This window comes from Tabrizicola sp., from assembly GCF_041911175.1.
Lineage (GTDB): Bacteria > Pseudomonadota > Alphaproteobacteria > Rhodobacterales > Rhodobacteraceae > Tabrizicola.
This window is the reverse complement of record NZ_JAYRPN010000039.1, coordinates 19,167-30,845: the sequence shown is the minus strand read 5'-3', so window position 1 is coordinate 30,845 and position 11,679 is coordinate 19,167. Positions and strand designations below refer to the sequence as shown.

General features: G+C 67.2%; 11 protein-coding genes. 9 read left to right on the top strand and 2 right to left on the bottom strand.

The window, feature by feature from the left end; genetic code table 11:
* The first annotated feature begins 345 nt into the window (after positions 1 to 345).
* Positions 346 to 1,209, top strand: coding sequence for a hypothetical protein (locus tag ACE3P6_RS04970; RefSeq protein WP_374392222.1), 864 nt, complete (start codon positions 346 to 348; stop codon positions 1,207 to 1,209).
* 129 nt (positions 1,210 to 1,338) lie between these two features.
* On the opposite strand, the gene ACE3P6_RS04965 is transcribed toward ACE3P6_RS04970, so the two are convergent.
* Both ACE3P6_RS04965 and ACE3P6_RS04960 read right to left on the bottom strand, forming a co-directional pair.
* Entirely contained in the window at positions 1,339 to 1,530 is a 192-nt protein-coding gene (locus ACE3P6_RS04965) for a hypothetical protein (RefSeq protein ID WP_374392219.1), read from the bottom strand.
* A 180-nt stretch (positions 1,531 to 1,710) separates the two neighbouring features.
* Positions 1,711 to 2,634: a LysR family transcriptional regulator gene (locus ACE3P6_RS04960; RefSeq protein WP_374392216.1), complete on the bottom strand. Its 924-nt coding sequence runs from the start codon at positions 2,632 to 2,634 to the stop codon at positions 1,711 to 1,713.
* A gap of 93 nt (positions 2,635 to 2,727) precedes the next feature.
* On the opposite strand from ACE3P6_RS04960, the gene ACE3P6_RS04955 reads away from it, so the two are divergent.
* The 8 genes from ACE3P6_RS04955 to ACE3P6_RS04920 all read left to right on the top strand — a co-directional run bounded on the left by ACE3P6_RS04955 (position 2,728) and on the right by ACE3P6_RS04920 (position 11,506).
* Positions 2,728 to 3,729, top strand: a complete 1,002-nt coding sequence (locus tag ACE3P6_RS04955) for an Ldh family oxidoreductase (protein ID WP_374392213.1) — start codon at positions 2,728 to 2,730, stop codon at positions 3,727 to 3,729.
* A 104-nt stretch (positions 3,730 to 3,833) separates the two neighbouring features.
* Positions 3,834 to 4,841 carry a glycine betaine ABC transporter substrate-binding protein gene (locus ACE3P6_RS04950; protein ID WP_374392210.1) on the top strand — a complete coding sequence of 336 codons (1,008 nt, stop codon included), beginning with the start codon at positions 3,834 to 3,836 and terminating at the stop codon, positions 4,839 to 4,841.
* 58 nt (positions 4,842 to 4,899) lie between these two features.
* Complete coding sequence (locus ACE3P6_RS04945; RefSeq protein ID WP_374392208.1) at positions 4,900 to 5,775, top strand: ABC transporter permease; 876 nt, start codon at positions 4,900 to 4,902, stop codon at positions 5,773 to 5,775.
* Positions 5,772 to 6,794, top strand: coding sequence for a glycine betaine/L-proline ABC transporter ATP-binding protein (locus ACE3P6_RS04940; protein WP_374392205.1), 1,023 nt, complete (start codon positions 5,772 to 5,774; stop codon positions 6,792 to 6,794). Before ACE3P6_RS04945 ends, ACE3P6_RS04940 begins: the two co-directional genes overlap by 4 nt.
* An 8-nt stretch (positions 6,795 to 6,802) precedes the next feature.
* Entirely contained in the window at positions 6,803 to 8,254 is a 1,452-nt protein-coding gene (locus ACE3P6_RS04935) for an aldehyde dehydrogenase family protein (RefSeq protein ID WP_374392202.1), read from the top strand.
* A complete protein-coding gene (locus ACE3P6_RS04930; RefSeq protein WP_374392199.1) occupies positions 8,251 to 9,261 on the top strand; it encodes a membrane dipeptidase in 1,011 nt (336 codons plus the stop codon). Before ACE3P6_RS04935 ends, ACE3P6_RS04930 begins: the two co-directional genes overlap by 4 nt.
* On the top strand, positions 9,258 to 10,922 hold the full coding sequence (locus ACE3P6_RS04925) for a hypothetical protein (RefSeq protein ID WP_374392196.1): 1,665 nt from the start codon (positions 9,258 to 9,260) through the stop codon (positions 10,920 to 10,922). The genes ACE3P6_RS04930 and ACE3P6_RS04925 overlap by 4 nt, the downstream gene beginning before the upstream one ends.
* The gene (locus tag ACE3P6_RS04920) at positions 10,919 to 11,506 is read left to right on the top strand and encodes a DUF3726 domain-containing protein (protein WP_374392193.1); all 588 of its coding nucleotides are present in this window, start codon (positions 10,919 to 10,921) and stop codon (positions 11,504 to 11,506) included. Before ACE3P6_RS04925 ends, ACE3P6_RS04920 begins: the two co-directional genes overlap by 4 nt.
* Positions 11,507 to 11,679 lie beyond the last annotated feature (173 nt).

The following is an 11,679-nucleotide window of genomic DNA, read 5'->3' as shown; positions in this document are numbered from 1 at the left end:
TCGCCCAGACCACCGCATCGATCACGCGTTTCGGGCTGAGGACCGTGCCAGACCCCACGGCCTGCCGCAGTTCGGCCGCCCCAAGCTCGCGCACGGTCGCAGCCTGTCCGGGGCCTGACAGAGCGACAAGAGTCACGAGGAGCAGGATGCGAGCGAGAAACATGGCGGATGCCTAGCAGGAGTCACATGAACCCAAGATGAACGATTGGTTCGCGCCGGGTTAAACGCAAGTCCTGTCTAGTGCCGCCATCGTCTTGCGACTCGGTTCCGCGGCTGCGGATCGCCCGATGCAGGTCGGATGCATCCCCGGGCCCTGGTGCCCGCCCCGTTGAATGAGGTCATGACGTGAAGATTACATCCCTTGGACTTCTGAAGGCCTGCACGCTTTCGGTTGCGCTTCTTGGTTCGGCGGCCATCGTTGCTGGCTTGGCACTGCCCCATGCCGCCTATGCCAAGTCGGGCAATGGCAATGGCAATGGCAACGGTGGCGGCAACGGAAACGGTGGCGGCAACGGCAACGGAAACGGAAACGGCGGCAAATCCACTGGTGGCGGTTCGGAAAGCTCTGCCGGGTCCACGTCCGACACCGGCGCCGCCGCAGCGCCGGACGCAACTGCGGGCAAGTCGAAATCCAAGAAGAAGTCGGCCCTTGACGCGCTTGGGCTCAGCGCGTCCGAACTCGGTGCCCTCAATGCCGCCCATGCCAATCCGAATGCACTGAAACACGCCGCGCCGAACTCGCGCGTGGGACGCATCGCCGCCTATCGCGATGCCGTGCTCGCGGGCGAGGAGATGCAGGCCGACCTGGATGCCAAGCAGGCCGAGCTGGACGGAATGACCCCACCCGACCGTCCCGCGACCGAGGTCGGTGCCGATCTCGCCACGGCCAGGCAGTCGGTCACCGACAAGGCTGCCGCAGTGGCCGATCTTGAACAGGCGCTGGCCGATGCCGGCGGCACCGATGCCGGGATCGAGGCGGACCTTGCCACGGCACGCGACGATCTGGCCGCCGCAGAAGCCACCGAGGCCGATCTTCAGGCCGAATACGACGATGCCGCAGCCTATGAAACGCTGGACGCCGAAGTGGACGCCTTGGCCCAGCAGGTCGAGCAACAGCCGGCCGTGGAACGCGGGCTGCTTGAAGCCGCCGCAAACAAGCCGGTGACCGACGCGGTGGAAGCCGCGGTCAAGCAACTCCTCGGTCTCTGATCCGAACACGGGGACGGCGGCGCAGTGCAGCCGCCGTCGACCGAGCCTGCGCAATGTCCGCAATGCGGCGCTGGACGGCAAAAGGCCACCCGGATCGGGTGGCCGCTTTTCTGTCCGGTCTCTGGAAGCTCAGGCGACGAAGGCCCGCCGGGCGGTGCGATCCAGCACGGCGACGACATCCTCGACCGGCGGGAACCTTTTCAGATCGGCCGCGAAGAGCGGGCTGGCGGGCTTCTTGATCGCAGGCTTCGGCTGCATGTCGCCCGCGCGCAATTCGGCAGTCAGATACAGGCGGGACGGTTCTGTGGTCGAGCGCAGCATCTTCTTCCCCCACGCAATCACCCGGTCGGTCGCTCTTCCCGGCGACGGTCGACTCACCATCCGGTCACCATGCATCACGTTTGTTTAACCAGCGGCGAACCCTGCATTCATCTTCGGTTCACATTGCTGCCACAATTCGTCCCGCGTCGATTTCGGGATCCCCCGCGTCACGCAGCCCGGTCAACCACCCGACGCAGTACGTTCGTCAATCGGTTCAAGCCCGAGGGTGCGGGTCAGGTGTTGCGCGGCCAGGGCAAAGTCGCGGAGGAATCTCTGTGCGACCGGGCTCGGGACCCGCCCTGCACGCCAGTACAGGCTCACCGTCCGCATGCAGGCCGGGTCCCTGAGCGACCGGGCGGTCAGGTCGGCGGGCAGGTTCACGGTTGCAAGTTCAGGCAATAGCGTCACGCCCATGCCGGACTGAACCAGCGCGACAAGCGATGCGACATTGCGGACCGAAAAGCGCGCATCGGTTGCAAGCCGCTGGAACTCCGCCGAAGGCAGGTTGCGCGCGGCCTCGTTCACGATCAGCGCTTCGCCCTCCAGATCGCCCCAGTCCAGCGTCGGTCCCCTGGCCGCAAGCGGGCTGTCGTTGCGGCAGACCAGCTTGAACGGGTCGCGGAAGATCGGTCGGCTCGCAAGGCCGGGCAGGTCGCCCGCCAGCCCGGCGATACCAAGGTCGACCTGCCCCGTCTCGACCAGAAGGCGCACGTCCGTGCTGTCGGTGTCGACAAGGTCCATGTCCAGGTCAGGGCGGACGGCGGTGAATTCCTGCAAGAAGGTGGGAAGCAGCAGGGTCGCGACCGAGGGAACCGAGGCAATGCGCAACCGCCCGCTGCGGGCCTTGGACTGCGCCTCGATCCGTTCCATCGCCCGGTCGTAGTCGCGGAGAAGGACGACGGACTGATCGTACAGGAAGCGGCCCATGTCGGTCAGGCTGGACTTGCGATCCGTCTCGAAGAGCGGACAGCCAAGTCGGTCCTCGATCTGCTTCAGCGTCATGGAAAGCGCCGAGGGCGTGCGATACAGCCGCTCCGAGGCGTCCTTGATATTGCCGTGGTCGGCCACTTCGACAAAGGCGCGCAGGGCTTCAAGGCGGAGCATGGTTCAATCCAATTGAAATTCATGCCAGAAATACTGCGTTGATCTGAAACTGGCAATCGCCAACCTGCAATGGCAACAGCGAAGGGGACGGCGATGGCCACGCGGATCAGTCTGGAGGAAGTGGAGGCACTTGCCTTGCGCAAGCTGCAAGAGGCAGGAGCGGAGGAGGGGCAGGCGCGGCCTGTTGCCCGGTCGATCCGGCTGGCCGAACGTGACGGCGTCAGGTCGCACGGGTTGATGTACCTGCCCGTCTATGTCGAGCATCTCACTTGCGGCAAGGTGAACGGGCAGGCCAAGCCGCAACTGTCGCGCCCGCGGGCCGGGGCCGTGGTGGTGGATGCGGCGTTCGGCTTTGCCCATCCCGCCATCGACCTTGGCTTTCCGGCATTGGTCGAGGCGGCCCGCAGCTGTGGGATCGCGGCCCTGACGCTGCGGCGGTCCTACAACTGCGGCATCCTCGGGCATCATGCCGAGCGGATCGCGGAAGCGGGGCTGATCGGGCTGTGCTTCACCCACGCGCCTGCTTCCATCGCACCGCCCGGTGGCCGGGTTCCGGTCATCGGAACCAATCCCTTTGCCCTGGGGGTGCCGGATGGGCACGGAAGGGTGCGCCTGGTGCTCGACCAGTCCGCGAGTGTGGTGGCGAAGTCCGAAGTGATCCTGCGCTCTCGGCGCGGCGAGGCCATCCCCGAAGGCTGGGCGCTCGATGCCGCAGGTCGGACCACCACCGATCCCGCTGCAGCCGTGAAAGGATCGATGCTGCCGGCCGGAGGGGCAAAGGGCTTCGGCGCGGGCCTGCTGGTCGAGGTCCTGGCCTCGGCCCTGTCGGGCGCGCTGTCCAGCCGTGCGGCCAGCCCGTTCTCCGGCCCGGTCGGCGGGCCGCCGGGTACGGGGCAGTGTTTCATCGCCATCGACCCGGATGCCTTTGCCCCGGGTTTCGGCGAACGCATCGCCGCCCTGGCCGAAGCGATCGAGGCACAGGACGGCGCGCGGCTTCCCGGGACCCGGCGACGTGAGGCGCAAGGACGGACGACGACCGATGGCGTGGAACTGGATGACGATCTTGCGCTGCGACTTCAGCTTAAGGAAAACTGAAATTCAGCTAATTCGTTATCGTTTGATTGAAATCGTGCATAGGCCGACACTGACGGCAGAACAATCGGGGACAGAACCCCACTGCCGACAGGAGAGGCTTGGTGATGAAACAGACGACACGATTCACGACACTTGCCGCACTCGCCCTCGCGGGGATGGCGCAAGCCCAGACCGCCGCCGCGCAGGATTGCGGCACGGCCGGCACGATCACCATCGCCGAGATGACCTGGCTGTCTGCCGCCACGCTGGCCCATGTGACCCAGAAGATCATGGCCGCCGGCTATGGCTGCGACGCCCAGCTTGTCCCCGGTGACACGGTGCCGACCGCGACCTCGATGCTGACCCGGTCCGAGCCGACCGTTGCGCCCGAGCTGTGGGTCTCGACCGTGCAGGCCCAATGGGACCAGATGCAGGAAAAGGGCAACGTCTACAAGGCGTCCGACATCTTCTCGGGCGGCGGGCAGGACGGGCTCTGGGTGCCGGATTATGTTCTGACGCAGCACCCCGAGATCAAGACCATCGAGGACCTGGCCGCCAACTGGCAGGTGTTCGAGGACAACCAGAATCCCGGCAAGGGGCGGCTTTACAACGGCCCTCCCGGCTGGGCGAGCGAGGTGATCATCACGAACTACTACAAGGCGCTGAAGCTGGAGGACAGCTTCGAGCTGTTCTCGCCGGGATCGGGAGAGAACCTGAAGGCATCCATCGCCCGCGCCGTGGCGCAAAAGCAACCCTGGGTCGGCTATTACTGGGGTCCGTCGGACGTGGTGGGCAAGTTCGGTCTCGTCCGTCTGGGAATGCCGGACAGCGACAAGGACAAGTTCACCTGCCTGACCGACGCCAACTGCGCCGACCCGCAGGTGACTGGCTGGGCCGCGGGCGAAGTCGCGGTGGCCGTGGTCTCGGACCTGAAGGAGCAGGCGCCTGCGGTCGCCGAGTTCCTGGCGAAGATGCAGGTCCCGAACGACGAGATCAGCACCGTCCTGGCCTGGGGTGACGACAACGGCGCCACGCCGGAAGAGGTCGCGGTGCATTTCCTGAAGGACTACGAGGCGATCTGGACCACCTGGGTTCCCGCCGAAGTGGCCGAGAAGGTCAAGGCCAGCCTCTGACACTGTCGACGCCGCCCCGGACCCACGGGGCGGCGCAGCAACCGGAAGGATCCGCCTCATGACATCCGGCTTCCCCGAGCTTTGGGACACGCGCAGTTTCGGACGCGCGCTCGATTCCGCCTTCAACAGTCTGGTCGCCAGCTGGGGCGAGACGCTGGAGATCCTGTTCATGCCCGTCCTGCGCGGGATCACCGGTCTGGAGAAGGGCCTGCAGGTCCTGCCCTGGTGGGTGGTGGTCGCGCTGTTCTGCGCCGCCACCTGGGCGGCGGGGCGCAGGGTTTTCCCGGTGGCGCTGGTTGCGGCACTGTTGGTCCTTCTGGGCCTTCTTGGCGTCTGGAACGAGGCGATGGCGACGGTCGCGCTGATGCTGGCCGCGACCATCCTGTCGGTGGTGATCGGGGTGCCCTTGGGCATCGCCATGTCGCGGTCGGACCGGATGCGCGGCGGGATGCTGCCGGTTCTCGACATCATGCAGACCATGCCGATCTTCGTCTATCTCATCCCCTTCGTCATGCTGTTCGGCCCCGGCAAGATACCCGCCCTGCTGGCGACCATCGTCTTCGCCATTCCCCCGGCGATCCGGCTGACCGACCTTGGCATCCGGCAGGTGGAACCCGAGATCGTCGAGGCCTCGCGCGCTTTCGGCGCCTCGCCGCGCCAGCAACTCTGGACGGTGCAGGTGCCACTGGCGATGCCGACGATCATGGCCGGAATCAACCAGACCACGATGATGGCGCTGTCGATGGTGGTGATCGCCTCGATGATCGGCGCGGGGGGCCTTGGATACCAGGTGTTGCAGGGCATCCAGCGGCTCGAGGTCAGCCGCGGCCTGATCGCGGGGCTGGGGATCGTGCTGCTGGCGATCATCTTCGACCGCATCGCGCAAAGCTATGGCCGCCGCGTGCAGGCCAATCTGCATCGGGAGGGCGCATGATGGGGCCGGTGAAAATCCGTGTGGAAGGGGTCTCGAAGGTCTTTGGCCGCGATCCGAAGGGGGCGCTGGCCAAGGTCCGTGCCGGGATGGACAAGGCGCGGCTGAAGGACGAGACGGACCATGTCCTTGGCCTGCACGACATCAGCCTGGACATCCGCGCGGGCGAGACCTTCGTGATCATGGGCCTGTCCGGGTCGGGGAAAAGCACGCTGATCCGGCATTTCAACCGGCTGATCGAACCCACCGGGGGTCATATCCTGTTCGATGGCGAGGATATCCTGTCCTTCGACGCGGCGCGCTTGCAGGCCTTCCGGCGGCGCAAGGTGGCGATGGTGTTCCAGCGCTTCGCCCTGCTGCCGCACAAGACCGTCATCGAGAACGTGGCCTACGGGCTGACGCTGGACGGCGTGGCGAAGGCCGAGGCGCTGCGCCGCGCAGGCGAACAGATCGCGCTGGTCGGCCTGTCGGGCTTCGAGACCAGCTATCCCGCCCAGCTTTCGGGGGGCATGCAACAGCGCGTCGGCCTGGCGCGGGCGCTGGCGACGGATGCCGAGGTCCTGCTGATGGATGAGGCGTTCTCGGCGCTCGATCCGCTGATCCGGCATGACATGCAGTTGCAGCTCAAGGACCTGCAGGCCCGGCTGGGCAAGACCATCGTCTTCATCACCCATGACCTCGACGAGGCGCTGCTTCTGGGCGACCACATCGCCATCCTGAAGGACGGCACGTTGCGGCAGGTGGGGACGGGGGCCGATATCCTGGCCCGTCCGGCTGACGATTATGTGGCGCGTTTCGTGCGCGACGTGAACCGGGGGCGCATCCTGTTGTGCGGGGCCTTCGCCGATGCGGGGCTGATCCCGGCGGCAGATGCGCCGGTGATCGGGGCCGAGGCGACGCTGGAATCCGCCTTCGCAGCCTTCGCGGGCGGGGCGCAGGCGGTAGCGGTCAGGAATGGCGACGGACGTATCGCGGGGGCGCTGACGGCGCAGCGCGTGATGGAAGTCCTGGCGCGGGAATGAGGCCGACGATGGAATTTGAAACGCGCAACTATATCGCGGGCGACTGGTGTGAGGGCGAGGGAACCGTCGCCAACATCAACCCGTCGGACCTTTCGGACGTGATCGGGCATTTTGCCCAAGGCTCGGCGGCGGACTTGGACAGGGCGGTTGCCGCCGCGCGCGAGGCGCAGCCGAAATGGTGGGCGGCGGGCATCCAGCGGCGTCACGACGCGCTGATGCAGATCGGGACCGAGCTGATGGCGCGGTCGGCCGAGATCGGCGCGCTGCTGTCGCGCGAAGAGGGCAAGCCGCTCGCCGAGGGCAAGGGCGAGGTCTACCGCGCCGGGCAGTTCTTCACCTGGTTCGCGGGCGAGGCGCTGCGCTGTCACGGGGATCAGGCCGAAAGCACCCGACCGGGGGTGGAGATCGAGGTCCGGCGCGAACCTGTCGGTGTGGCGGCCATCGTCACGCCCTGGAACTTCCCGGTGGCGACGCCTGCGTGGAAGATCGCCCCCGCGCTCGCCTATGGCAATGCCGTGGTGTGGAAGCCCGCGAACCTGACCCCCGCCTCGGCGGTGGCGCTGGCGCAGGTGATCGCGCGGGCGGGGCTGCCTGCGGGCACGTTCAACCTGGTGATGGGCGCAGGCCGCGCGCTGGGCGACCGGCTGGTCGGGCACCCGGATGTGGCGGCGGTCAGCTTCACCGGGTCGGTCGAAGTGGGGCATGGGATCGCCGCGCGCGTCCTGACGAACCGGGCGAAGCTGCAGATGGAGATGGGGTCGAAGAACCCGATGCTCATCATGGACGACTGTGACATGGAGCTGGCGGTGGCCCATGCCTGCAACGCGGCCTTCGGCGGCACCGGGCAGAAATGCACCGCCGCCTCGCGGCTGATCGTGCACCGCAAGGTGCTGGCGGAATTCACCGACCGCCTTGTCCAGGCGGCGCAGGCGCTTCGGGTGGGTCATGCGCTGGCCGAGGGCACCCAGATCGGCCCGGTGGTCAGCGAAGCGCAGCTTGCCGCCAACCTCGACTGGGTAAGGCGGGGCCAAGCCGAGGGGGCGGAGCTTCTCACCGGCGGGCAGCGGCTGAACCGCCCGACCGAGGGCCATTTCATGGCCCCCGCCGTCTTCGCCGGGACGACCAACGACATGGCGATGAACCGCGAGGAGATGTTCGCGCCGATCACCTGCATCATCCCCGCCGACAGCTATGCCGAGGCGCTGGCCATCGCCAACGACACGCCCTTCGGCCTGACGGCGGGGATCATGACCCGCAGCCTGGCCCGCGCGGCGCATTTCCGCGCCAACATGCGGGCGGGCTGTGTCATGGTGAACCTGCCCACGGCGGGCACCGACTACCACGTTCCCTTCGGCGGGCGCGGGGTGTCGTCCTTCGGTCCGCGCGAACAGGGCCGCTACGCCGCCGAGTTCTTTACCACGGTCAAGACCGCCTACATGGCGGCAGGGGTTCCGGAATGAGTTATCTGATCGACGGGCTGCAATATTCCAACTGGTCGGAAGACATCTTCCGCCAGCTCCGCGCAGGCGGCGTGGATGCGGTGCATGTCACGCTGGTCTACCACGAGACCTTCCGCGAGACGGTGGCCAATTTCGAACGCTGGAACCGCTGGTTCGAACGCTGGCCCGAGCTGATCTTCCAGGGCTTCACCGCCGCCGACATCGCGACCGCCCGCGCCACGGGGCGCACCGCCATCTTCTTCGGCGCCCAGAACCCGTCCTGCATCGAGGACGACATCGGCCTGGTCGAGGTCTTGCACCGCCTCGGCCTGCGCTTCATGCAACTGACCTACAACAACCAGTCCCTGCTGGCGACCGGCTGCTACGAGGCCGAGGACACCGGCCTGACCCGCATGGGCCGCGAGGTGGTGGCCGAGATGAACCGCGTCGGCATGGTCGTGGACATGAGCCATTCCGCAGAACGCTCGACCCTGGCGGCGCTGGAACACTCCAGCCGCCCCATTGCCGTCACCCATGCCAACCCCGCCTTCTGGCATCCCGCCCGGCGCAACAAGTCGGACGCCGTCATCGGGGCCCTGGCGCAGACCGGGGGAATGCTGGGCTTCTCGCTTTACCCCCATCACCTGAAGGGTGGGTCGGCCTGCGGGGTCGATGATTTCTGCGCCATGATCGCCCGGACGGCGGAACGCTTCGGCACGCATTTCCTGGCGATCGGTTCCGACCTTTGCCAGAACCAGCCCGACAGCGTGGTGGAATGGATGCGTACGGGCCGCTGGACAAAGGCGGTCGACTTCGGCGAAGGCAGCAAGGACGCTCCCGGTTTTCCGCCCATGCCCCGCTGGTTCGCCGACACCCGTGATTTCGGGAACATCTCCAAGGGCCTCGCGGTCGCCGGTTTCTCCGTGTCCGAGGTCGAGGCGATCATGGGCGGCAACTGGGCGCGGTTCTTCGCCAGCGCGTTCGGGGCGATGGACCGTCAGGATGGAACGAAGAGGGCAGCGGAATGACGATTGCAAGACGTGTGGACCCTCAGCTTGCCATAGCACCGCGCGACCCCGATGTGGTCATGCGCCTGTCGCGGATGGGATCGGCGCATCCGATGCGGCTTTCCTTCCTGCGCGTCCTTCTGCGCCGCCTGCAAGCCGAAGGCTGGCGCTTCGACCGCCCCGTCTGGGACATCGACGACCGTGGCGTCGGTCGGGCCGTCTATCGCGCGCGGGGTCCGGTGCGGACCTACTGCCTCGTCGCCTTCGCGCATGACCTGCCGGACGAGATGCGCTCCGACCGGGTGATCGCGACCTCCTGGGACGCGACCTTTGCGCTGGTGGACGGGGAGCCGTCCGGCGCCGACATCGATCGCCTGGCCGCCAATGTCCCGCTGCAAGAGGCCGGACGCCTGACCGCACGCGAGCTGTCGCTCAGCCGCGCCAACCATTCGGTCCGGCTCTTCTCGCATGTCGTCGACCGCCTGGCCGAAGGGCGACAACCAGATGTCGCGGAAATCGAAGCGGTCGGCTACCTGATGCGGACCACCGCCGTCTACGGGTCCGGCAAGTTCGGAGCGGCGGACCGCGACGAAATCGCGGACCGGCCCGAGCTGAAGGCGCCGTTCCAGGCCGAGATGCTGTCGGTCTGGCTGACCCGCGCCTTCACCGTGGACATCGCCGAGCATATGGCGCGGGTGAAAGGTGGCGCGCGCGCGGTGCCGCTTGACCGTGACCTCCGGCGCAGGCTGGGGGTGGGCAATTCCACCGGCCTCGGCATGGCGCCCTTCCTCGTCCGTCATCCTCGTCTCCTGAACAGCTGGATGACCGTGCGCGAAACCGCCCTGGCGCGGGTGCGGGCACTTTCCGCTGCCGACCCGGCGGCGCTGGAGGGGTTCCACCGCGCCCTGGCCGAGGCCACCGGGAACGCCCGCCTCTGGCACAGCGAACATCCCGCGCAGGTGGCGAAACTCACCCGCCTGCGGGCCGATCTCTCCGCCCTTGCCGCCCATGTGCGGACCGGCTGGGAGCACGGCGCCATGCAGCCCTGGGATGCGCTCTGGCGCTGGGGCGACGCGTATCTGTCCGAAGAGGGGCAGGAATGCCTGCTGTCCCTGCTTCTCGAACCGCAGGGAGCCCTGATCGACGATCTTGCCGATGCGCTGGACGCCGACGAGAGCTCCGGCTTCGCCATTGATGGCAGCCTCCCGGTCGCGGTTTTCCGGGAAAGGCTGGCTTGCGATTACGCCTGGGTTGATCGTTTCGACTTCACCGATCCCGCGCAGGTCGCGCGGTTCTGGTATGTGTCGGAAGAGAAGCTGGAACCGCGCCTTGGCAACCGGCATGACGAGGCGGGGCAGGACCGCGAGCAGCCGCTGGGCATCGCCCGCGCGATTGCCGACCTGTCCGCCGCACTCGCGTCCGGGGATCAGGGCGAAACGCTTGCCGCCTTCCTGCTGCGCCAGCCCGGACACCGGCACACCGTCCGCCGGGTCCAGATGCTGCACGGCCTGCCCTACGCGGAAATCCGCGACAACGTGCTGGATCAAGGGATGCTGCCGATCGACATCCTGCGCTGCAAGCTGGCCTTCTTCGGCGCAACCCGCTTCGACCCGAGGTCGGATCTCTGGGTGCGGATCAGCCTTTTCCAGGACCAGCCTTTCCCGGACGAGGTGACGAAATGAGCGATGATGCACTCGACATGGCGCAATCCGAGCTGCGCAGCCTGGTCACCAAGGCCGCGCGCGGCGCCGGGGCAAGCTGGGGCCTGGCAGAAGAGGCCGGTTGGGCGACGGAATGGCTGGCGCGGAGGGGGTTGCCCGCGGCTCAGTGGGCCGAAACATGGCTGGCAGATACCGTGGCCGGCAGACCGGACCCGGTCGGGGTCGGAGCAAGTCTCGCTGACCGCCTGACAACGCAGACGGTGGTGCTTCATCCCGAATCCCTGCCGGAAAACCTGTCGGCACCGGGATACCTCCTGCCGTTTCTGCATCTGATCGCGGTGCGGCACGGCACGGTCGCGGTCCTTGGCCCGTTTGGCTCGGTCGTGCAGGTGACGGGCGATGGAACCGTGGTATTCGGCCCGGCCTGGTCTGATCGCACCAGGTCCTGGCGGCTCTGTCTGGCTCAGCCGACGGACTGCACGTCTCGAGCCGCCATTCCGCGCACTGCGGCGGAAAATCTGGGTCGCCTTGCCTTGCGGATCACGGTCCCGCCGTCCGAGGTTTCCCGCAGGAACGCAGGTGCTGCCGCCTCGGACAACGACTGACCACAGCGTCCGCGCCGCAATCCCGCCCCGCGGCCGACCGTCTTCGGCGCGTCGGGCACTTTCCGGCCTTGCGGACCACGTTCCCCGCCCTGTATGCGCTATCCTCAACGGCGCATTGGTGCCTGGAGCGAGGATATCTGTCCGCATCCACATGACTCGGGTCCCGACCCGGG

Coding starts and splice junctions, on each gene's coding strand:
- ACE3P6_RS04965 (WP_374392219.1), bottom strand. CDS start 1,530: ATGCTGCGCTCGACCACAGAACCGTCCCGCCTGTATCTGACTGCCGAA.
- ACE3P6_RS04960 (WP_374392216.1), bottom strand. CDS start 2,634: ATGCTCCGCCTTGAAGCCCTGCGCGCCTTTGTCGAAGTGGCCGACCAC.
- ACE3P6_RS04955 (WP_374392213.1), top strand. CDS start 2,728: ATGGCCACGCGGATCAGTCTGGAGGAAGTGGAGGCACTTGCCTTGCGC.
- ACE3P6_RS04950 (WP_374392210.1), top strand. CDS start 3,834: ATGAAACAGACGACACGATTCACGACACTTGCCGCACTCGCCCTCGCG.
- ACE3P6_RS04945 (WP_374392208.1), top strand. CDS start 4,900: ATGACATCCGGCTTCCCCGAGCTTTGGGACACGCGCAGTTTCGGACGC.
- ACE3P6_RS04940 (WP_374392205.1), top strand. CDS start 5,772: ATGATGGGGCCGGTGAAAATCCGTGTGGAAGGGGTCTCGAAGGTCTTT.
- ACE3P6_RS04935 (WP_374392202.1), top strand. CDS start 6,803: ATGGAATTTGAAACGCGCAACTATATCGCGGGCGACTGGTGTGAGGGC.
- ACE3P6_RS04930 (WP_374392199.1), top strand. CDS start 8,251: ATGAGTTATCTGATCGACGGGCTGCAATATTCCAACTGGTCGGAAGAC.
- ACE3P6_RS04925 (WP_374392196.1), top strand. CDS start 9,258: ATGACGATTGCAAGACGTGTGGACCCTCAGCTTGCCATAGCACCGCGC.
- ACE3P6_RS04920 (WP_374392193.1), top strand. CDS start 10,919: ATGAGCGATGATGCACTCGACATGGCGCAATCCGAGCTGCGCAGCCTG.